The sequence below is a fragment of the Salipaludibacillus sp. CUR1 genome (assembly GCF_021028955.1).
In the GTDB taxonomy this organism is placed as follows: Bacteria; Bacillota; Bacilli; order Bacillales; family Salisediminibacteriaceae; genus Salipaludibacillus.
On record NZ_JAIWPE010000094.1, the window covers coordinates 301404 to 321955 of the forward strand.

The 20552-nt window shown below is 42.9% G+C and carries 22 protein-coding genes; 17 read left to right on the forward strand and 5 right to left on the reverse strand.

Annotation, left to right across the window (positions count from 1 at the left end; translation table 11 throughout):
- The first annotated feature begins 166 nt into the window (after positions 1-166).
- The 3 genes from K8O68_RS17205 to K8O68_RS17215 all read left to right on the forward strand — a co-directional run bounded on the left by K8O68_RS17205 (position 167) and on the right by K8O68_RS17215 (position 2403).
- Positions 167-1072 (forward strand): proline dehydrogenase family protein, encoded by a 906-nt coding sequence (locus K8O68_RS17205; protein WP_230898026.1) that lies wholly within the window; start codon positions 167-169, stop codon positions 1070-1072.
- 30 nt (positions 1073-1102) lie between these two features.
- Entirely contained in the window at positions 1103-2005 is a 903-nt protein-coding gene (rocF, locus tag K8O68_RS17210; protein WP_230898027.1) for an arginase, read from the forward strand.
- A 158-nt stretch (positions 2006-2163) separates the two neighbouring features.
- Positions 2164-2403 carry a hypothetical protein gene (locus tag K8O68_RS17215; RefSeq protein WP_230898028.1) on the forward strand — a complete coding sequence of 80 codons (240 nt, stop codon included), beginning with the start codon at positions 2164-2166 and terminating at the stop codon, positions 2401-2403.
- A 55-nt stretch (positions 2404-2458) separates the two neighbouring features.
- Here K8O68_RS17215 and mgtE read toward each other — a convergent pair whose 3' ends face one another.
- The 4 genes from mgtE to K8O68_RS17235 form a co-directional block, all read right to left on the reverse strand.
- A complete protein-coding gene (gene mgtE / locus K8O68_RS17220; protein WP_230898029.1) occupies positions 2459-3802 on the reverse strand; it encodes a magnesium transporter in 1344 nt (447 codons plus the stop codon).
- Positions 3803-3948: 146 nt separating this feature from the next.
- Positions 3949-5649, reverse strand: a complete 1701-nt coding sequence (locus tag K8O68_RS17225) for a b(o/a)3-type cytochrome-c oxidase subunit 1 (RefSeq protein WP_230898030.1) — start codon at positions 5647-5649, stop codon at positions 3949-3951.
- Positions 5649-6116 (reverse strand): cytochrome c oxidase subunit II, encoded by a 468-nt coding sequence (locus tag K8O68_RS17230; protein ID WP_230898031.1) that lies wholly within the window; start codon positions 6114-6116, stop codon positions 5649-5651. Before K8O68_RS17230 ends, K8O68_RS17225 begins: the two co-directional genes overlap by 1 nt.
- Positions 6117-6139: 23 nt before the next feature.
- The gene (locus tag K8O68_RS17235) at positions 6140-6295 is read right to left on the reverse strand and encodes a cytochrome c oxidase subunit 2A (RefSeq protein ID WP_230898032.1); all 156 of its coding nucleotides are present in this window, start codon (positions 6293-6295) and stop codon (positions 6140-6142) included.
- A gap of 389 nt (positions 6296-6684) precedes the next feature.
- On the opposite strand from K8O68_RS17235, the gene K8O68_RS17240 reads away from it, so the two are divergent.
- The 3 genes from K8O68_RS17240 to K8O68_RS17250 all read left to right on the forward strand — a co-directional run bounded on the left by K8O68_RS17240 (position 6685) and on the right by K8O68_RS17250 (position 10798).
- Positions 6685-7743, forward strand: a complete 1059-nt coding sequence (locus K8O68_RS17240) for an ABC transporter ATP-binding protein (protein ID WP_230898033.1) — start codon at positions 6685-6687, stop codon at positions 7741-7743.
- A gap of 235 nt (positions 7744-7978) precedes the next feature.
- Entirely contained in the window at positions 7979-9091 is a 1113-nt protein-coding gene (locus K8O68_RS17245; RefSeq protein WP_230898034.1) for an extracellular solute-binding protein, read from the forward strand.
- A gap of 21 nt (positions 9092-9112) precedes the next feature.
- Positions 9113-10798 (forward strand): ABC transporter permease, encoded by a 1686-nt coding sequence (locus K8O68_RS17250; RefSeq protein WP_230898035.1) that lies wholly within the window; start codon positions 9113-9115, stop codon positions 10796-10798.
- A gap of 407 nt (positions 10799-11205) precedes the next feature.
- Here K8O68_RS17250 and K8O68_RS17255 read toward each other — a convergent pair whose 3' ends face one another.
- On the reverse strand, positions 11206-11961 hold the full coding sequence (locus K8O68_RS17255) for a rhomboid family intramembrane serine protease (protein WP_230898036.1): 756 nt from the start codon (positions 11959-11961) through the stop codon (positions 11206-11208).
- A 146-nt stretch (positions 11962-12107) separates the two neighbouring features.
- Here K8O68_RS17255 and acpS point away from each other — a divergent pair, with 146 nt between their 5' ends.
- The 11 genes from acpS to K8O68_RS17310 all read left to right on the forward strand — a co-directional run bounded on the left by acpS (position 12108) and on the right by K8O68_RS17310 (position 20551).
- The gene (gene acpS / locus K8O68_RS17260; protein ID WP_230898037.1) at positions 12108-12476 is read left to right on the forward strand and encodes a holo-ACP synthase; all 369 of its coding nucleotides are present in this window, start codon (positions 12108-12110) and stop codon (positions 12474-12476) included.
- Positions 12477-12546: 70 nt separating this feature from the next.
- The gene (locus K8O68_RS17265; protein WP_230898038.1) at positions 12547-14079 is read left to right on the forward strand and encodes an NAD(P)H-hydrate dehydratase; all 1533 of its coding nucleotides are present in this window, start codon (positions 12547-12549) and stop codon (positions 14077-14079) included.
- A 53-nt stretch (positions 14080-14132) separates the two neighbouring features.
- Positions 14133-15170: a LolA family protein gene (locus tag K8O68_RS17270; protein WP_230898039.1), complete on the forward strand. Its 1038-nt coding sequence runs from the start codon at positions 14133-14135 to the stop codon at positions 15168-15170.
- A 150-nt stretch (positions 15171-15320) separates the two neighbouring features.
- Positions 15321-16490, forward strand: coding sequence for an alanine racemase (gene alr / locus K8O68_RS17275; protein ID WP_230898040.1), 1170 nt, complete (start codon positions 15321-15323; stop codon positions 16488-16490).
- A gap of 137 nt (positions 16491-16627) precedes the next feature.
- On the forward strand, positions 16628-16900 hold the full coding sequence (locus tag K8O68_RS17280) for an antitoxin (protein WP_177174426.1): 273 nt from the start codon (positions 16628-16630) through the stop codon (positions 16898-16900).
- A gap of 4 nt (positions 16901-16904) precedes the next feature.
- Positions 16905-17255 (forward strand): type II toxin-antitoxin system PemK/MazF family toxin, encoded by a 351-nt coding sequence (locus tag K8O68_RS17285; protein ID WP_093055071.1) that lies wholly within the window; start codon positions 16905-16907, stop codon positions 17253-17255.
- 264 nt (positions 17256-17519) lie between these two features.
- Positions 17520-18344: an RsbT co-antagonist protein RsbRA gene (locus K8O68_RS17290; RefSeq protein ID WP_230898041.1), complete on the forward strand. Its 825-nt coding sequence runs from the start codon at positions 17520-17522 to the stop codon at positions 18342-18344.
- A 14-nt stretch (positions 18345-18358) separates the two neighbouring features.
- Positions 18359-18715 (forward strand): STAS domain-containing protein, encoded by a 357-nt coding sequence (locus K8O68_RS17295; RefSeq protein ID WP_093055067.1) that lies wholly within the window; start codon positions 18359-18361, stop codon positions 18713-18715.
- 3 nt (positions 18716-18718) lie between these two features.
- Complete coding sequence (locus tag K8O68_RS17300; RefSeq protein ID WP_093055065.1) at positions 18719-19120, forward strand: anti-sigma regulatory factor; 402 nt, start codon at positions 18719-18721, stop codon at positions 19118-19120.
- 15 nt (positions 19121-19135) lie between these two features.
- Positions 19136-20149, forward strand: a complete 1014-nt coding sequence (locus K8O68_RS17305) for a PP2C family protein-serine/threonine phosphatase (protein WP_304619736.1) — start codon at positions 19136-19138, stop codon at positions 20147-20149.
- Between the two features lie 69 nt (positions 20150-20218).
- Positions 20219-20551, forward strand: a complete 333-nt coding sequence (locus tag K8O68_RS17310) for an STAS domain-containing protein (RefSeq protein ID WP_230898042.1) — start codon at positions 20219-20221, stop codon at positions 20549-20551.
- The last annotated feature ends 1 nt before the right edge of the window (position 20552 follow it).

Consider the following 20552-nt stretch of genomic DNA (forward strand, 5'->3'; position numbering starts at 1 on the left):
CTGGAACCGCACCTGTTAAGAGGAGAAATCTCAAGAAAAGAGGGGACTTCGTTTAGGCGGGGCTTCCTCTTTTTTCACATAGTTGCACGGGACGGTTGGGATGAGCCTCTATAAATCATGAGTTTAATTTGGCTGAATCTGGAGAAAAGAAAGGGGTTGATTGGAGATGATTACAAGAAATTTCTTCCTGTTTTTGTCCCAAAACAAATTTGTAAAAACGAAAGCAACGAAGTGGGGCCCTAAGCTTGGTGCAAAGTCAGTGATCGCAGGCGAAACAATTGATGAAGCAATGAAAACCGTAAGCAAATTAAATGAACGCGGGCTGACTTGCACCGTTGACCATTTAGGCGAATTTGTTTATAACCGGGAAGAAGCAATTGAATCTGCTGAATACTGCGTCAGAACGCTGGAGGCGATTGCTGAAACAGGAGTGGATTGTAATTTATCTTTGAAGCTTACTCAACTCGGGCTTGATGTTGACCGTAATTTGTGCCGTGACAACATGATGAGGATTCTTGAAACAGCTGAGAAACACGGAAATTTTGTCCGTATAGATATGGAGGACTATTCCCATTTAGATGCAACATTAGAGCTTTTACATGAACTGCGCCGGCGGTTTGATAATGTTGGAACTGCCATTCAAGCTTACCTTTACCGGGCAGATAAAGACCTTCGTGAACTTAAAGGGACTAATATCCGGCTGATCAAAGGGGCTTACAAAGAATCACCTGAAGTGGCTTACCAGAAGCAGGCTGAGGTTGACCGTAATTATTTTAATATTATAAAAACTCATCTGTTAAATGGCAGCTATGCTGCTATTGCGACGCATGACCATCAAATAATAGACCAGGTCAAAGCATTTGCAAAAGAAAACGGCATAAGCAAAGACCAGTTTGAATTTCAGATGCTTTACGGGTTCAGAAGTGAACTCCAGAATGAAATAGCAAAAGAAGGCTATAAAATGAGAGTTTACGTGCCTTTTGGCGAAGACTGGTACGGATACTTTATGCGTCGTCTGGCGGAACGCCCTCAAAACGTGACCTTTGCAATTAAAGGGCTGCTGTCAAAATAAAAGCATTATTTTTAAGAAGAGGTGGAAGGGTTGAATAGTAAAATTTCGATTATAGGCGTCCCTATGGATTTGGGGCAGAACCGCCGTGGTGTGGACATGGGTCCCAGTGTGATCCGTTATGCCGGGATAGAAGAACGCCTGAAAAATTTAGGATATGAAGTAAAAGACCGGGGAAACATTGATATCGGCCGCCCGCCTCAGCTTGACGTCAAGAATGAAGATAACCTAAAAGATCTGGAAGTCGTTGTTGAGGCTAATCAAAGTTTAGAAGAGAAAGTGTCTGAAGTCATAGGCGAAGGGGATTTTCCGCTAATATTAGGGGGGGATCACAGTATAGCTATCGGAACGTTGGCGGGGGTCGCAAATAAAGCAGATAACCTCGGAGTTATCTGGTATGATGCGCACGGGGATTTAAACACAGGTGAAACCTCTCCTTCAGGAAATATCCATGGTATGCCGCTTGCAGTCAGTTTAGGTATAGGCCATCCTTTACTTACTGAAATAGGCGGATACGCGCCGAAAATTAAACCTGAGAATGTGGTGATTATCGGGGCCCGTTCTCTCGATGAGGGAGAAAGAAAGCTTATTAAAGAAAAAGGCATTAAAGTGTACACGATGCATGAGATTGATCGAATGGGCATGAGTAAAGTGATGGAAGAAGCGATTGAGCATGTCTCGAAGAACACCGATGCAGTACACCTCAGTCTGGACCTTGATGCGCTTGACCCGCATGATGCTCCTGGGGTCGGCACACCAGTCATTGGCGGACCAAGTTACCGGGAAACCCACTTGGCAATGGAAATGCTTGCAGAGAAAAATATTATTACTTCAGCTGAATTTGTAGAAGTTAATCCTATCCTGGATAATAAAAATCAGACGGCCGAGGCTGCGGTGGGACTCGTCGGTTCTCTCTTTGGCGAAAAACTTCTTTAACAGATTAATAGAATTATTTGACCGGACGTTCCAGAGTTACTAACGTTCGGTTTTTGTTTGGAAAGACGGCCGAGAGCCCTGTTATTCGGACGCTTTTCTAAAAATACGTTTAGTTCCGGGAATACGTGGGAACCCGATTTACACAGGAGGGTGATACGATGTCAAAACCAGGACTGAATACTTTAAAACCAGGCCAGCATTATCTTGCAAAGGATCTGGACAGCTTCATATCATCTACCGATGCGGTGCTGCTGTCTTCCAATGATAATCAGCTGTTCACTGAGCCGGAACGGGAATATAAAGTGATGCATGAATTTACCGGTTTTTTTGAGCACTCAATGGAAGACGGCGAAAAATACTTCAGGGAAAAGAAAGCTTATGTTGTAGAAAAAGTTTAAGAATTGAGAAAAGCCATTCGTGGAAATTGCAGCTTCCATGAATGGCTTTTCTTTTTCAAATAAGCAGGTGCATCATACTCGTCGCAATGCCGAAGTAGATTAACAATGAAAAAATGTCGTTTAAAGTTGTAATTAACGGACCTGAAGCAACAGCAGGGTCAAGCCCGAGGCGGTATAAAACGAGGGGGATAACGGTGCCGGCCATGGTCCCAATAATAAGCGTAGCAAGAAGGCTGACCCCTACTACGACGCCAAACATAATGGACTGCCAGACAGTCGCTACCAGGAACACGAGTATGCCGCACACAACCCCGATAATAATACCTACTTTAAATTCCCGCCATATGAGCTGAAGAATAGTTTTGCGGTCAGTCTCATTGGTTACAAGCCCGCGGACAACGACTGCAAGCGACTGTGTCCCGGTATTTCCGGTCATACCCGCAATCATCGGCATAAAGAATATGAGAGCCACCACTTGTTCAAGAGTATTCTCAAAGCTGTCTAATATGCCTCCTGAAATAAGGCCGATAAACAGGAGAAGAATGAGCCATGGGAGCCTTCGGTATGAAGCGACATAGGCTTTCGTCTGAAAGTCAATATCTTTCCCTGAAGCCGATAATTTTTCAATATCTTCCTGTGCTTCTTCAATAAACACATCGATAATGTCATCGACTGTTACAATTCCTTTTAGCACATTTTTATCATCAACGACGGGAACAGCAAGGAAGTCATACCTCTGAATGAGCTGGGCGACGTCCTCCTGGTCAGTCTCCGTAGTCACAGAGATTACCCTGTTAAACATAATGTCATATATTTTTTCGTTCATATCAGCCAGTAAAAGATCCCGGTACGAGACCACACCAACGAGTTTTTGATTCTCATCAATGACATACAGATAATAAATGTTCCTTGTGAATTCAGCAAAACTTTTAAATTTATCAACGGCTTCCCGGACGGTATAATAATCACGGATCCAGACAAATTCATTAGTCATAATACCGCCTGCTGTTTCCGGCGGGTAACTCATCAGCTGCTGGACGGTTCTTGACTCATCTTTTTCCATAGCTGATAAGTATTCGTCCAGTTTTTCCTGGGATATTTCACCGAGTAGATCTGCCAGGTCGTCATTATCCATAATATCCATAATTTTAGATGACTTTTCAATCCCCAGCTTCTGAAGAACTTCCTGCTGCATGTCGGCATCCAGTTCCATCATTAAATCCGCTATATCTTTGGAAGTAATAAAGGTAAGGAATTTAAAATGGTGCTTTTCCGGAAGCGCTTTATAAAGCTCTGCAAGATCGTACGGGTGCAACTCTTCGGTTATTTCCTGTAAAGCTCTTTTCTTATTGTCTTTTAAATACTTTATAGTTAAAACAGTCAGTTTGTCAGTATCCATAGAGAAACACCCTTTCTTGAGCTTTCAACCATACCAGTTAACGGCGGGGAGTTAATATTTTTATAAATATATTCAACTAAATGGCAATTGGACATCAAAAAAAGCCGCTGTTCTGAGTATATCACTCAAACAGCGGCTTTATCATTTTATCTTATTAAATTATTAAAAGCAGGAGACCCTGGCGGTGCATTGACAATCATATCGTAAATTGGAATTGTGTATGCAAACAAAATTAATACGACAGCAATACCGATCCACAATTTCCAGTTTTCCAGGAGTGCCGGAGTATGCGGCGTGTCGTCCGGGTCTGGAGTCATTGGGAATTCAGTCTCACCCTTAGGAGCGAACCATGCTAAATAGATAAAGTTGTAAAACATGAGAATTCCAGCTGCTGTTAGAATGACGCCGCCGATAGCAACGGTGATATGGCTGGCAAATATCCCTTCAAACCACGACATAGCCTGTGGGTGGTCCTGATATGTTGTATAAGCTGTCCGTCTTGGAGCGCCAAATAGACCCAGAATATGCATCGCCCCCGACATGAGGAACATACCGATCGTCCAAAGCCAGGTAGTTACCATTCCGGACCGGTTCATAGACTTTGTCAGACGGCGCCCTGTTATGACAGGGATCAGCCAGAAGGCCATTCCGAAGAAAGTCAGGATGACAGTTGTGCCCACCGTTAAATGGAAGTGGCCGACAACCCACAAAGTGTTATGCACGACAGCATTAAGCTGAAAACTGGCATTAATTAAACCGCCTGCGCCCGCAGGAATAAATACGAGCATTCCCATAAACGGGGCAAAAAACCTGACATCTCCCCACGGGAGTTTTTTAATCCAGCTGAACAATCCTTTTCCGCCCTGCTCCCGGCCGGTTTGTTCAAAAGTGGCAAAAATAGAGAAAGCAGTCAGTAAGGACGGCACCACTACCACAAACGTCAGGACCGTCTGAATATACTTCCAGAACTCTGTAATTCCGGCCTCCATCAGCTGATGGTGAAAGCCGACAGGAATAGAGAACAATAGAAACAGAATAAATGCAAGACGAGCAAGAGATCCGCTGAAAAGCCTGCCGCCTATTACTTTAGGTATAACCAGATACCAGACCATGTAAGCAGGCATAATCCAGAAATAAACGAGCGGATGGCCGAAATACCAGAAAAGCGTTCTGCTTAACAGGACGTTAATTTCATCGGTCATGCCTAAAGCCCATGGCAGCATTTGTCCCAGTACTGTCGCTGCTACACCCAACCCTGCGACAACCCATAAAATGAGTGTGGCAGTGGCCATAAAGCCGAAAAGCGGCGTAGGTTCACCTGGATGCTCTTTTTTCCATTGGAAATAGTGTGCCATAATAGCTGCTCCAGCCACCCAGGTTCCAACAACAAAGAGAGCCAGACCGCTGTAAAAAATATAGTGAGCCTGTAAAGGAGCGTAAAAAGTATATAAAACAGAGGCTTCATTCGCAATGATCATGGAGGCGGCCATCAGTGTACCAATGGTCGTAATGATAAACCCAGCCCATCCCATTTTCCGCAGGCGGTCAGAAAAAGCCCCGTGTGTTCTGCTCATACCTGCAAAAAAGAAGCCGAAAATTAAATAAGTAGTAAAAACAAGTGCTAATAATACGCCATGAGCAGTGAGTATCTGATAGTAGCCAAGCCAAGCGGGGAGTTCGATTATGCCGCCGCGTGCAAGCCCCTGAAGCAGTCCGCCGAGAATACCGATAAGAAAAGCAAAAAATGCGACCACCACGTGGACAAACGATAATTTTGCATCTTTGGAAGCCACATGGGCAGGTTCTTCTGTTAATGGCAGTTTATAAGCTAAATTAGATTGTAACATTACGGTGTCACCTCAATTTTCATTTGCATATAATGATGGCCTGTGCCGCAATATTCATTACAGATCACTAAATATTCCCCAGGTTCTGTAAAGGTATGTTCAGTCATATTAACGTGCCCTGGTGTTATCATCATATTGACGTTTGTCCCTGGAATGGTAAAACTGTGAACGACATCCTGGCTTGTCACCTCAAAAATTACCGTAGAACCAGCAGGTATTTCAATGGTGTCCGGGCTGTAGCCATAAGTCAAAGCCACGATCCGTGCCCGATACGTATCTTCATTGATCTGATCCAGGCCTGGTTCTGCAAAAACGGTATCTTCAAGGTTTTGAGAATCTACAGAAGCCATATGGCTGGGCGGCTGCTGGCCAAATGCAAAAGCGGCCACGCCTAAAACGGCAAGAAACAAGACAAGTGACCCTATACCAAAGGTTAACCAGATTTTTTCATATTTGTGTAAATGCATCCCCGTACTCCCCCCTCTGAAAGTTAAGTTCTAATTAAGAATAGATAGAAAACTGCAAACCATGAAACGAAAATAAAAGCACCTACAAACATAACGAAGACTAGTGTCCCTTTTAAAGATGAATGATCTTCCTGTTTAAGCTGCTGATGCTGCTGAGTTTTCAGCACAGTCCGGCTCATGAGATCCCCTCCCGCAGAAATTTACATAATTTTTTACTCCGTGTCATTTCTATCATATAAGAATGAATGAGTGTGATGAAAAGCAAATTGTGAAGAATTAGTGAAAAGTTTAACAAATACTTTTAACACTGTGGCAATAGTATTTAAGAGAGGATCTTATACACAGTTTTATTTATAAAGTCAACATTTAAATTTATTAAATGAAAAGGTTTGCAAATATTTATGACAGTGTTTTGAACAACATTGACGCTAAAAAAAATGGTGTGCTATAATTCACTTATAATGAAAATCATTCTCAACTAATTTTTAATCATTCTAATCTAGTAATATATAAACGTTCAGCCATGAGATGAAGATGACCATTCAAGTATTTCCGGGAGGTAGGAACGATGAGCTTTATTCAGCTGGAAAATATCACAAAGGTCTTTGCGGGGGGAGAAAAGCCTGCAGTGGATCACTTACAATTAAATATTAATAAGGGTGAAATTATTACTCTGTTAGGTCCGAGCGGATGTGGTAAAACAACAACTTTACGTATGATTGCCGGATTTGAAAACCCTACAAATGGATCCATCCAAATAGGTGATAACGAAGTTTTCAGTGATGTTCATTCTTTGCCACCTGAAAAAAGAGGAATAGGAATGGTTTTCCAGGATTACGCTCTTTTTCCGCATATGACTATTTTTAAAAATGTTATGTTTGGTTTAAATAAATGGGGAGCAAGAGAGAAAAGAAAACGTGCGAAAGAAGTGCTGGAACTTGTGGGTTTAGAGGATTATGGAAGCAGATATCCGACTCAGCTTTCAGGAGGCCAGCAGCAAAGGGTGGCATTGGCGCGCGCTTTAGCACCAAAGCCTAACGTTGTCCTTATGGATGAACCTTTCAGTAACCTGGATGCCGGCCTTCGCGAGAAAATGAGATTCGATGTAACAAATATATTAAGAAAGACCAATACGACAGCCATTATCGTTACTCATGACCAAAAAGACGCCTTCGCGGTGTCAGACAGGGTAGTTGTGATGAAAGACGGCCTTATTCAGCAGATCGCAGCACCGAAAGAAATGTACAGGTGTCCTAAAAACTGCTTTGTCGCCCAGTTTGTCGGTAAAACCAATTTGCTTACAGGGACGATGGATACCGATTTAAGGAATATTCATACCCACATAGGTAAAGTGACACTGCCTAACGAATGGCAGGAACGGCTTGATACTGTAAAATTGTCTATCCGTCCTGAAGGATGCAGCCTGTCAGATGAAGGCGCCTATTGCGGACAGGTAGAACGTGTCACATACAGTGGCGAATATCAGGAGCTTCACGTTCGTCTGCACAACGAACCGGAATTATCGGAAGAACCGATGCTGATTTATGCGCCGGTAGAAAAAGATGTTGAGATTGGAACGATTGTGTCATTTGATATAAAACCCGAACTGGTCGCTCTGGTAGAGTAGATTTTTTGCAACTATCCCGGTTTTGGGGTAGTTGCTTTTTTACTGGGCGCAGTAATACGAAAAAATCGATAATAAATACTTATTAATAATTATTATAAACTAACACGAAAAAGTCAATAGTTTTTATTGAAAAAACTAATTGACAATCTTTCTCAGTGGATATAAACTGAGTGTAGTTGATAATGATAATCATTTTCAACTACATAATATAATTTAGACAACGGGGGTATCAGCGATGAAAAAAGTACTTATGTTTTTATTATTAGCCGTTTTATCACTCGGAATTTTAGCAGCGTGCGGGGGCAACGAGAATAATGACACGGCTGACAATGCAGGTGAGAATGCAGCGAATGAAAATAACGATGTAAACAATAATGAGGAAGCAGTGGAATTAGATGGGGAACTTGTAGTATACTCAGCACGTAATGAGCAATTTGTACAAGCTTTATTAGATAAATTTACAGAAGAAACAGGCGTTGAAGTGAGAGCTCTTCACGAAGCAGATCCTCTTCAGCTTCAGGAAGAAGCGGGCAACGTACAGGCAGATGTGTTTATTTCAAACGACCTGGGCGCCCTTGAGTACTTAAACCAGCAAGACCTTCTTGAAGGATTTGATCCGGAGAATGTGGAATCAATCGACGAGCAGTTCCGCGCTGAAAATAACGAATGGATTGCTATTTCAGCCCGGGCACGAGGATTTATTTACAATAAAGATATGATTTCTGAAGATGAAATGCCGACACAAATGGAAGACCTGCTTGATCCGGAATGGGCAGAAGTTGAAAACGGTTATGCCATTACCCGCGGAGGGAACGGCGGAATGATCGGTAACGTATCTGCCTTGCGTTATGAGTGGGGAGATGAAAGAACAACTGAATGGATTAATTCAATCCAGGAAAACGCAGCGGGAATTTTTGAAGGACATGGTGATATCCGCCGTGCAGTCGGAGCGGGCGAGCATGCTTTCGGTCTGGTAAACAACTATTACTACCACCAGCAGCTTGAAGAGCCTACCGATAATAACGTTGGCTTCATTTACACAGACCAAGGTGAAGGTGAAATGGGAGCTATTGCAAATGCTGCCGGGCTAGGGCTTGTATCTGGGGCGCCAAACGATGAAAACGCACGGGCATTTATCGAATGGGTGCTGGAAGAAGAGAATCAGCTTGCCTTTGTAGGGGATTCATTAGAGGTGCCTATCAATCCTGATCTTGAACCTCCTTACGAAGAAGCTGTTCCGTTCAGCGAATTGAAAGTTCAGGATATGCCGCTGAAAGAACTGGGGAACTACTTCCAGGATACACGGGCATTAATTGAAGATGCAGGATTGGACTTGGAGTTAAGATAATAAGTTAGTGGGAGAGGGCATATGAAGCAGGATAAACAGCAGGAAAGTAAACAGAATAAAGAACAGTATGCCAAGGTTGGGGATAAAAAGTCCCCAGCCATTCTCCGTTTTATTAACAGGAAATGGCTGAATGTATGGAAAGGGAATCCCCCTGGGCCTGTGCTGCTCCTGATTGGGCTGTTTGTTGCTTTTGTCATGTCTGTTCCGATCTTGTATGTGATATGGCGTTCCTTGTCTGCCGGCGCGGACAGCTGGATGCGTTTATTAGGGGACCGTATACCAGGGCTTCTTTGGAATACGCTTTCTTTAACAGGTGCGGTTACGTTTTCAGCTGTCCTGATCGGCGTGTCACTTGCCTGGATCGTGGTCAGGACAGACTTGCCGGGAAAAAAAGTGTGGCAGTGGATGATGGCATTGCCTCTTGTTATTCCGCCATACGTAGGAGCAGTCACTTACATTATTGTTTTCGGTCCAAGCGGCTGGGCCCGTGATCTTTGGCAGGAAATAACGTGGCTTAATAATTTATTTGGCGGTTACCCTGTCAATATTTATTCATTTTGGGGTGTATTTACCGTATTAACCCTTTTTACTTATCCTTATGTCTTTCTTATAGCAAGTGCTTCACTAAGGAAAATGAACCGGAACTTTGAAGAAGTAGCAAGGTCTCAGGGGATGACAACTTCGCAGATTTTCTTCAAAGTTAATCTGCCGTTATTACGCCCGGCGATTGGGGCGGGAGCCATTCTTATTTCTTTGTATGTACTGTCAGACTTCGGGGCCATTGCTATGCTCCGTTATGTGACCTTCACAGCGGCGATTTACTATCAGAGAGCTGGATTTGATATCCCTTCTGCTTCTGTATTAAGCCTTGTGCTGATTGTGCTGACAATTATTATTCTATGGATTGAAGCCCGTACACGCCGGAAAAATAAATACTACCAGACTTCCAACACATATAAAGAGCCTGATACACTGTCTCTCGGAAAATGGAAGCCGCTCGCAGTCCTGTATGTAGCAGGAGTTTTCACCGTCGCTGTTATTCTTCCAATCTCTGTTCTTATCTATTGGACTGTGATTGGCGCAACGGCTGGAACAATAGATGCAAGGTTCTTTGGTTTTGCGTGGAACAGCATTAAAGTATCCGGGCTTGCAGCTATATTATGTATGGTTCTGGCTACGCCTATTATTTATCTTAAATCACGGCATCCGTCTGCTATTTCAACGGTGATCGATAAACTGAGTTATGCCGGTTATGCCCTCCCGGGGGTTATTGTGGCGCTTGGAATGGTCTTTATTTTTAATAATCACATTCCTGCTTTATATAACACGTTTTATATGATAGCTATTGCTTTTGTAGTCAGGTTCCTGCCTCAGGCTATGCAGTCCGGTGAAGCGTCGTTGAGCCTTGTCTCACCCAGGATGGATGAAGCGGCACGAAGCTTAGGCTATCCTGCCTGGAAAGTGATGATTAAAGTGATTATACCAACGATTCTCCCTGGTATTCTCGCAGGCGGGGCTCTTGTGTTTGTAAGCTCAATTAAAGAACTCCCGGCCACCTTAATGCTTCGTCCGCCAGGTTTTGATACGCTGGCTGTAAGAGTTTATTACGAAGCTTCAGAAGCGCTGTACCATCAGGCAGCACCAGGAGCACTGTTAATTGTATTAGTCTCCATCATTCCGCTTCATTATCTGCTGAGGAAATATTAAAGAGTCTGGGACAAAAAAATAGTAATCATAAACAAAGCCGAACAAAATTCTCGAATTTTGTTCGGCTGTTATTTTTGAGAAAAGCAGTCATTTCAGTCCGCCAGGCGGACGCTTGCCCAGGGGCTTGTCTTCAGCTAAATTCAACTCAGCCTGGAGCTTCGTTGAATTGGATCTTCAGACTGCGCTTACTCCCTGTGGCGTCGCCGCCCTCTGTCCTTCAATCAAGAAAAGCTGAGGCTATTGAATAACGGGTAAAACTAAAAGTAACCCACGTTATAACATGTCTCATAAAATTAATGTTCGTCCTTGATTTCCCCTCCAATCATGCTCAACCCGTCTTGGCGGTTCATTCTCTGCAGGAAAGTAAGCTGAAAGCTTCCTCTGTATATATTTAAATCAATCTTTTTTTAAAGTAAAAATGTCGAGACGAGGTAGAAAAACAGAATCATTCCGATAAAACCGGCAATGCTGTAAATAAGGTACCGCTGCTTCCGGTTGGCGCGTTTGGCCCACCGGTTAGGGTCAAAACCAATATCATCAGGATCATGAACGTTGGTTTGCTGGTGATAAAACCTGACATTCGCCAGAATCAGAGGAGCAAGAGCCGCCCCGGAAATAAGTCCGAATAAATGAGCGAGTATATTAATTCCCGGATTGATAAATGTCATGATGACCCCGAGTACCACAATCGTCATAATCAACTGGGAATTCATTCGGTTAATCAGGTCTTTCCGGAAGACAACCATATAAACATAAATTCCGAATAAACCAAATACCGCTCCGGAGGCGCCAAGGTGGCTGACTATTGGATTTCCTAAGAAAAAATAGGCAATATTCGCAAGAATTCCTGTAGCAAGGTAGGCTGCCAGGAACCTTTTCCACCCTAACAAAGATTCGAGTGCGGGCCCGAATAAGACGAGCGAAAAGGAATTAAAAGCCATATGCATGAGCCCGCCATGGAGAAAAATTGGAGTGACCAGCCGCCAGTATTCTCCCATGGAAATCATGATGTTGTTGCCGATTCCGAGATAACGGATCTCTGCTCCGCCTAAAAAAGGGAACCAGTAGATCCATATATAGAAAAATATATTTATGGCAACCAGGCTGGTAATTACTTTATAGGACTTTATAAAACTTTCAAAACTTTCGTTTCGAATAAACATAGACTGAACACCTCTTCTGTTTAAGTCTTATTTATTTTATCATATGTTTTAATTGCAAGCCTATTGTTAAGAATTTGTTCCGTTACAGGAAAGAGGAGCATTCTTAAACGTTCCCGGATGTTATGATGATAAAAAGAGGTGGAAATATGATACAGGGAATTGGATTAGATGTGGTAAGCCTGGATCGGATCGCCAGGGCATATACAAACAATGCAGGGTTTGCGGACAGGATATTAACGGGAAAAGAGAAAGACCTTTTCAAATCATTTTCAGACAAAAGGAAAATAGAATTCCTTGCAGGCAGATTTGCTGCCAAGGAAGCTTATGCCAAGGCTCTCGGCTGCGGAATAGGAAAAGATGTGTCTTTTCAGGATATTGAAATTCTTTCAAATGAAAAAGGCAAACCTGAATTAGTGAATTTAAAAGATAATAAAAAACCTATGGTTATTCATTTGTCTATTACTCATACGAATGAATACGCTGCTGCACAAGTGGTTATTGAAAATAGAATGTAGCTGCTCTATCTAATCAGCATAATGTTGTGGACGACCTCATATAGTGTTAATGCGGATGGGAGGGACAAACATGTACGTGGTAACGGGTGACGAAATGCACCAAATTGATCGCTATACCATGGATCATATCGGTTTGAATGAAGAGACACTGATGGAAAATGCGGGTCAGGCATTTGTGCGCCACTTTTCCTTAATTTTAACCGGAAGAGAAACAATCACGGTGCTCATTGGAGCCGGTAATAACGGAGGGGATGGTTTTGTTATCGCCAGGCTTCTGAAGGAGAAAGGTTTCGACACAGAGGCCTGGGTAATCCCACCTGTAAACAGGATTAAAGGGACAGCCAGAAAACATATGGAAATTTACACACAATGCGGGTACACTTTCCATTCCTATGAAAAGGAGCAGGCTGTTTTTTATGAGAAGGCGGGCCAAGGCGGAGTAATCATTGATGCTTTGCTGGGAACCGGGATCAAAGGCGATTTAAAGCCTCCTTATAAGGAAATTATTAAGCGGGTCAACGCCTCTGAAAGCCAGGTTATCTCAGTGGACATACCAAGCGGTCTTCCGTCCAGCGAAGGGGCGGAAGTCAATGAAGCTGTAAGGGCGGATTATACCATTACCCTTCAGGCGCCTAAGCTGACTTCTTATTTATATCCTGAAGCCGACTTTTTTGGAGAGCTTCATATCGTGGATATCGGGATTCCCAAAAAGGCTTTTAAAGAGGTTGCGCCTTCCCGGAAATTAATTACAGAGGAGCAGGTGAAATGTACTTTAGCAGGGAGAGAAACGAGTGCTCATAAAGGAAAAGCAGGCCGTGCTTTAGTGATTGGAGGCTCACTGTCCATGACCGGCGCTCCTGTTTTGACGGGGGAAGCCTGCCTGCGGGCTGGGGCAGGGCTTGTAACGTTAGGCGTGCCGGAATCAATACACCCGATTGTTGCACAGAAAATGACTGAGGCGATGTTTCGCAGGTTAAGTGAAGATCAGGGAGAAATAACAGAAAAAGCTCTCTATAAAGATATGGATCTAAGCCAGTTTAATGGACTGGCGCTGGGGCCGGGACTTGGAAGGGGGAACCACCTTCCGCTGTTCAAGCATCTACACAGTTTTGAAGGTCCTCTCGTTATTGATGCCGATGGCCTGTTTCATATGGCAGAAGAGCTTTCTGACTGGGCAGCGAACCCCCGGCCGGACCCGACTGTCATTACCCCTCATCCGGGGGAAATGGCACGGCTTACCGGTTTAACAGTTAAAGAAGTGGAAAAGCGCCGGTTTGAAGTGGCCCGGGAGTTTGCCGCGGCATACAATGTATACGTGGTGCTTAAAGGCCCCTTTACGATTGTTTCTTCTCCTGACGGAAGCCAGTGGGTGAATACGACAGGCAATGCGGCCCTTGCTAAAGGCGGTTCTGGAGATGTGCTGACAGGAATTATCCTTGCGTTTCTTCTTCAGCCTCATTCAGCCATTCATGCTCTCTGTAATGCTGTATATATCCATGGTAAACTGGCGGACAAAATCCTGGAAACTCATGATCTTTTCAGTGTAAATGCTTCAGATCTCATTCAAATGCTGCCCGAGGTCATTCGTTCATCCCGTTACTGACTGCATGATATTCCCCTCCTTTGTCGTCGAAATGACACAGAGGGGTTGAGTAAATGAAAAAAATCATTTCCTTGCTTATCTTATTGGCTGCTCTGACCGGCCTTCTTACAGCGTGTGGAGAAAAAAGCCAGGAAGACGTTATAGAGGATTTAGAGAGAACACTCGACGAACTGACAGGGTACAAGACGCAGGCTACCATGACGCTGCAGACAGGTGAAGAACCGCAGGTGTACGAAGTTGAAGTGTGGTACAAAAACCCTTCTTTTTACAGGGTAGCATTAAGCCATACTGAAAAAGACCAGAATCAGATTATTTTGCGGAATGAGGAAGGGGTTTTTGTACTTACCCCGGCCCTGAATAAAAGCTTCAGATTCCAGAGTGACTGGCCTGAGAACAACAGCCAGGTTTACTTGTATGAATCCTTAATGAATGATATTTTGATGGATCCTGAACGGGTTTTTACAGCGACAGAAGATCATTATACGTTCCAGACTAATACCACTTATACGAATAAAAATTTAAACCAGCAGGAGATAATGCTGCGTAAGAAAGACTTAACTCCTGCTTCAGTAAAGGTTATGGATGTTGAACTGAATGTTCTGGCTGAAGTGCTGTTTGATGACTTCCAGCTGAACGCAGATTTCTCAGAAGGCGATTTTGATATGGACCGCAATATGACGGCAGCCCAGCTGCAAATGGATGTGCCTGCCATGCTGGAAGAAGAGGAAGAGACAGATAAAGAGTTTACAGTCTTCTATCCGATGTATGAGCCGCAGGGCACCCAGTTTTCTCATTCAGAAGAGGTTGTTTCAGATAATGGGAAAAGGGTCATCCTGAGCTATGAAGGAGACCAGCCGTTTACGCTAATCCAACAGGGAAGCCGGGTCATGGAAGCGAGTACACCTGTTAAAATGTCAGAAGGGGAACCTGTTGATTTAGGAATGGCAGTCGGTGTTTTCACGCAGGACGGTGAAAACAAATCAGTTTCCTGGTCATATGAAGGCACAGACTTTTTCCTTATATCTCAATATATGGAAAAAGAGGACTTGATGGCTGTAGCCCGGAGTGTCTATGGAACGCATGAAAAATAAATAATGAACGCATGGAAGCCTGAAATGCTTTCCGTGCGTTTTTTCTATTTTCAGTTTCATTCTTTTATCCAATTGACATTGGTAAGTTGTGCGATAATATTAAAACAGAAACTGAAAGTGATATAAGTATTGTTATTGGAGGAAGCGAGAGTGACACATTTACACCCTTTTTACAGAGATACGTGGGCTGAAATTAACTTAAATGCTATTTCAGAGAATGTTAAAAATATAAAGGATAATTTACCTCAGGACGTTGAAGTGATGGCGGTAGTTAAAGCCAACGCCTACGGGCATGGGGCAGAAGAGGTCGCCCGGGAAGCATTGAGCGCTGGGGCGACATACCTGGGGGTGGCTATTCTTGATGAAGCCATTGCTTTGAGGAAGGCGGGGGTGGATGCCCCGTTATTAGTGCTTGGATTAATTCGTCCTGAAGATGTTCAGAAAGCGGCCGAGCTGGATATTACAATTACCATTTTCCAAAAAGAGTGGCTGGACAGAGCTGCCGGATATCTTTCGGAGGGAGACGAAGTAACGTGCCATATTAAGTTTGACTCCGGCATGGGCAGAATTGGCCTGAGGACTCGGGAGGAAAAAGAGGAATTGATTAAAAGCTTTCAGGCCGCTCCTAACTTTAAGGTGGAAGGTTTATATACCCATTTAGCGACTGCCGATGAAATAGATCTTTCCTATTATGAGAAACAGCAGCAGCGGTTTTCGCATATGATTAAGGAATTTGAAGAGTTATACGGGGAGGAAGTTAAGCTTAAACACTGCGGAAACAGTGCGGCGGCGCTCCGGTTTGGGACACAGTGCTACAATCTTGTCCGTGTAGGTATTGCAATGTACGGGCTGTCACCGTCTGAAGCGATTAAAGATTTGGTCAACGTACCGTTGAAAGAAGCTTTTTCTCTGCACAGCCGTATTACTCATATTAAAAAGCTTCCCAAAGGTGAAGGGCTGAGTTACGGAGTTACTTATGAAACTGAGGGTGAGGAATGGATTGCTACTGTTCCTATCGGCTATGCTGACGGCTGGATCCGCGCGAACCAGTCAGGGGATGTGCTTGTTAATGGCAAAAGGGCAAAGATTGTAGGGCGGATTTGCATGGATCAAATGATGATCAGATTAACTGAACCAGTTAAAGAAGGGACTCAGGTCACCCTGATTGGAAGAAATGGAGGGGCATTCCTCTCCGTAGATGAAGTAGCAAGACGCCTTCAAACAATTAATTATGAAATTCCGTGTATTATCAGCTACCGTGTACCAAGGGCTATCGAAAAGAATAATGAAATATTAAAAGTTCACAATAATATTTTCTAAAAGAAAGGTTTTTCCCGATTTTTGGCGAATTAATCATAAAAGAATTTAAAAGTCACTTTGCAATGGCCTAATGCAAGTGATATGATAATAATGGATAAAAAATCGGTCGATAGCTGTGTGGAGGTGTTTTTGTGTCTATGGATAACACAAAAAAGATTATGGTTAATTTACCACAACATTTAGTCAATGAACTTGATGCACTAACTGAAGGAGCAGACATCAACCGCTGCGACGTTATTCAGAAAGCTACGAAGATTTATGTGCAGGAACAGAAGAAACAGCAAATCCGTGAGACAATGGAACAAGGGTATATGGAGATGGCGAAGATTAATTTAAATATTGCAACCGAGTCCTTTTTAGCGGAGGAGGAGGCTGAAAGCACGGTGGATCGCCTGGTTAGCGGGGTGTAAGGGATTGATAGTAAAGCGCGGTGACGTTTATTTTGCAGACCTTTCACCTGTAGTCGGGTCAGAACAAGGCGGGGTCAGACCTGTATTAATTATTCAAAATGATATAGGGAACCGGTTTAGTCCTACAGTCATAGTAGCAGCCATCACTGCTCAGATCCAAAAGGCTAAGCTGCCGACACATGTAGAAATTAACGCAAAACGGTACGGATTTGACCGTGATTCAGTCATATTACTGGAACAGGTCCGGACAATTGATAAACAAAGGTTAACAGATAAAATTACTCATCTTGATGATGATATGATGTTGAAAGTGAATGATGCACTAAATATCAGTATAGGTTTGATTGACTTTTAATATCATCTTGGGAAAGCTGCTTTTTAAATTTGAAAAGCGGCTTTTTCTGTTTATGACTCTTTTGCCGGCTCTCCTGCTTAGTTGCGTGTCATTCAGCCACACTATAAATAAACAAGAGTGGAATTAATTGTTATCCCCTGTCCCCCTTCACATTTGCTTTGTTAAATAACGGTTACAGAAAATCTGGAAGCCCCTCTTTCATTGCAATCTGTCTAAATCAATGAAATAATAAGATCATTACAGCTTAAAATGGAGGAAGACAGAATGAAACCATTTATTCGGGACATAATTTTAGAACATAAAATAGAAATTATGGAAGAATGGCAAAAAGAGATTAATAAATTCAGAACAGATGATTCACTTCAGAATATTACAGATACGATGTATGAAAATACAAACAGGGAATTTGTAAATAAACTTATCTTAACAGTTCAGACCGAAGATGGAGGCGATCACGATGAACTGATTCAGTTTGCAGAGCGCCTCATTCAGTTAGGATGGCCTTTGAATTATATAACGCGGGGCCTGCAGGAGTTCCGAAAAATTACTATAGAAACGTTATCGGAAACCTCGGACAACTACTGTAAGAGCATTGAATTTTTCCAGGAAATTGAAGACTGGATTGACGGAATTGTTAATTTGCTAGTTAATCAGTATTCAGGATCGTGGGAAAACACGGTATTTTTACAAAAAATGGCGTTAAAAGAATTGTCAGCCCCATTGATTCCAGTATTTGATAATATCAGCGTTATGCCTTTAATTGGTACAATTGATACGGAGCGGGCAAAACTCATTATGGAAAATCTTCTTGATGGTGTGATTGAACACCGTTCTCAAGTTGTTTTAATAGATATTACAGGGGTGCCGGTCGTAGATACGATGGTTGCGCATCATATCATACAGGCATCTGAAGCAGTCAGATTAGTCGGAGCAAAGTGTATTCTTGTAGGCATTAGACCGGAAATCGCCCAGACTATTGTGAACCTTGGCATCGACTTAGGGAAGTTTCCGACTAAGAGCACGCTGAAAAAAGGAATTGAGTCTGCACTGGAACTAACAAAGAGACAAATAGTAGAAATTGAGCAATAAAGGAGGAACTGGCATTGCGAATTCCAATTCTGAAACTACACGACTATTTATTGATATCTGTTCAAGTGGAGCTGGATGACCAGACAGCACTCCAGTTCCAGGAAGATGTATTAGGAAAAATCCACGAAGAAGGTTCAAGAGGTGTTGTAATAGATTTGACCTCTGTTGAAATGATTGATTCATTTATTGCTAAAGTTCTTGGTGACGTGGTGGATATGTCCAATCTTATGGGAGCTAAAGTTGTTTTAACTGGAATACAGCCGGCCGTTGCAATCACTTTGATTGATATGGGTATCGTATTAGATGAAGTACCCACTGCATTGGACCTTGAGCAAGGGTTGGAGAGACTCCAGCTCGAATTGGAGGGTTGATATATGCAAGTCCAAACCCATGTAGATATCCACAGTGAGTGGGGGATAGTCGCTGCAAGACAAGCAGGACGAAAGCTCGCACGCGAAATCGGGTTTGGTTCCGTTGATCAGGCGAGAATCACAACTGCGATTTCAGAACTAGCCAGAAATATATATTTATACGCTAATAAAGGGCAAATTCAAATTGAAGAAGTCACGGTTTCGGGGAAACGCGGTATCAAAATTATTGCCGTTGATGAAGGCCCCGGGATTAAAGACCTTCGCCGGGTGATGGAAGATGGTTTCACCACCTCAGGCGGATTGGGTGCAGGACTTCCGGGAGTGAAAAGATTAATGGACGAATTTGATATAGATTCAGAAATGAATGCCGGTACCTCGATTTCGGCAATTAAGTGGCTTCGTTAAAGGAGGTGCTGTTGCTTGGAAGAGACGAAGATTTCAATGTATCAATTATATAAAGATATGCTTACCAGTTATTTAAAAAACAAAAGTGAACATGCTCTGTATCATGCGCAGCAATTCAGCAAAGAGATGATGGAAAAGGATATGTCGCCCGAGGAAACTGTCAGTCTTCATCTCTCTGTTTTTCAGGAATTAGCAGAGGACCTTCCTGAAGAAGTAGTAGACTCCTTTGATTTATTGCTTGAAGTCATGATCGGCTATGGACTTGCTTACCGTGAACACCAAAGTCTTCGCGACCGCCAGCGTCAGATCGAATCAGAGCTGAACGTAGCGGCAAGAATGCAAAAGTCCCTTCTGCCGAATGGCGAGATTTCCCTTGATTCGGTAGACCTTGGGGTAATTAGTGTGCCGGCAGGAAAAATGAGCGGCGATTACTATGACTATTCATTAGATGAGTACGGGAATATTGGTGTAGCAGTAGCGGACGTGATCGGTAAAGGTGTTCCGGCTGCTATGAGTATGTCAATGATCAAATATGCGATGGATACACTGCCTGAACAACGGCTTGAACCAGGTGCCCTCCTGGAAAGCTTAAACAGAGTGGTGGAAAGAAATATTGACTCTGATATGTTTATCACGATGATGTATGGCTTTTATCATCCTGAAGATCATTATTTTTGTTATGCCAGTGCAGGACATGAGCCTGGTTTTGTATATAACGCGGAAAAAGATTCATTTGAAAGCCTCGAAGCAAAAGGCCTCGTACTGGGTGTTTCCCCTAAAGTAAGTTACAAACAGGATGTCATCGACTTAAATGTAGGAGATTTTATTGTCCTGCTTTCAGACGGGGTCACTGAATGCCGTGTTGATGAGGAGTTTATTGAGAGGGAGCAGCTTGTTCAAATGATTCGAAAATATAAGCATCTGTCTGCCCAGGAGATTGTAGAACAAATTTATCAGGACCTGGAAAAAGCTCAGGAATTCCAGTTGAGGGATGACTTTACTCTTCTTATTTTACGCCGAAAGGTTTAAAAATATCTCAAACGTGGTAAGTAGTTAAAGTGGAAAAACTTGAAGGTTGATATTTTAGGAGGGGAAAGAATGAATCTGGAAATAAATGTAACTGAGACGGACAACCGAAATGTAGCTTACTTATCTGGAGAAGTTGATGTTTATACGGCATCTAAATTAAAAGAAACGCTTACGCCATTAGCTGAGCAGGGTGATAAGAATTTAATTGTAGATTTATCCGGTGTTGACTATATTGACAGTACGGGTTTAGGTATTTTTATTGGTGCGCTTAAAACCACTGAAAAAAACGGAAACACATTAATGCTGACCGGATTAAATGAACGTGTACGCAGACTTTTTGAGATCACTGGGCTTAACGAAGTAATCGATATTGAGGTCGATAATAAAAGGGAGGAAGCTTAGT

Coding starts and splice junctions, on each gene's coding strand:
- K8O68_RS17205 (WP_230898026.1), top strand. CDS start 167: ATGATTACAAGAAATTTCTTCCTGTTTTTGTCCCAAAACAAATTTGTA.
- mgtE (WP_230898029.1), bottom strand. CDS start 3,802: ATGGATACTGACAAACTGACTGTTTTAACTATAAAGTATTTAAAAGAC.
- acpS (WP_230898037.1), top strand. CDS start 12,108: ATGATACAGGGAATTGGATTAGATGTGGTAAGCCTGGATCGGATCGCC.
- K8O68_RS17290 (WP_230898041.1), top strand. CDS start 17,520: ATGAAACCATTTATTCGGGACATAATTTTAGAACATAAAATAGAAATT.
- K8O68_RS17300 (WP_093055065.1), top strand. CDS start 18,719: ATGCAAGTCCAAACCCATGTAGATATCCACAGTGAGTGGGGGATAGTC.
- K8O68_RS17250 (WP_230898035.1), top strand. CDS start 9,113: ATGAAGCAGGATAAACAGCAGGAAAGTAAACAGAATAAAGAACAGTAT.
- K8O68_RS17280 (WP_177174426.1), top strand. CDS start 16,628: ATGGATAACACAAAAAAGATTATGGTTAATTTACCACAACATTTAGTC.
- K8O68_RS17215 (WP_230898028.1), top strand. CDS start 2,164: ATGTCAAAACCAGGACTGAATACTTTAAAACCAGGCCAGCATTATCTT.
- K8O68_RS17270 (WP_230898039.1), top strand. CDS start 14,133: ATGAAAAAAATCATTTCCTTGCTTATCTTATTGGCTGCTCTGACCGGC.
- K8O68_RS17245 (WP_230898034.1), top strand. CDS start 7,979: ATGAAAAAAGTACTTATGTTTTTATTATTAGCCGTTTTATCACTCGGA.
- K8O68_RS17265 (WP_230898038.1), top strand. CDS start 12,547: ATGTACGTGGTAACGGGTGACGAAATGCACCAAATTGATCGCTATACC.
- K8O68_RS17240 (WP_230898033.1), top strand. CDS start 6,685: ATGAGCTTTATTCAGCTGGAAAATATCACAAAGGTCTTTGCGGGGGGA.
- K8O68_RS17310 (WP_230898042.1), top strand. CDS start 20,219: ATGAATCTGGAAATAAATGTAACTGAGACGGACAACCGAAATGTAGCT.
- K8O68_RS17255 (WP_230898036.1), bottom strand. CDS start 11,961: ATGTTTATTCGAAACGAAAGTTTTGAAAGTTTTATAAAGTCCTATAAA.
- K8O68_RS17225 (WP_230898030.1), bottom strand. CDS start 5,649: ATGTTACAATCTAATTTAGCTTATAAACTGCCATTAACAGAAGAACCT.
- K8O68_RS17230 (WP_230898031.1), bottom strand. CDS start 6,116: ATGCATTTACACAAATATGAAAAAATCTGGTTAACCTTTGGTATAGGG.
- K8O68_RS17235 (WP_230898032.1), bottom strand. CDS start 6,295: ATGAGCCGGACTGTGCTGAAAACTCAGCAGCATCAGCAGCTTAAACAG.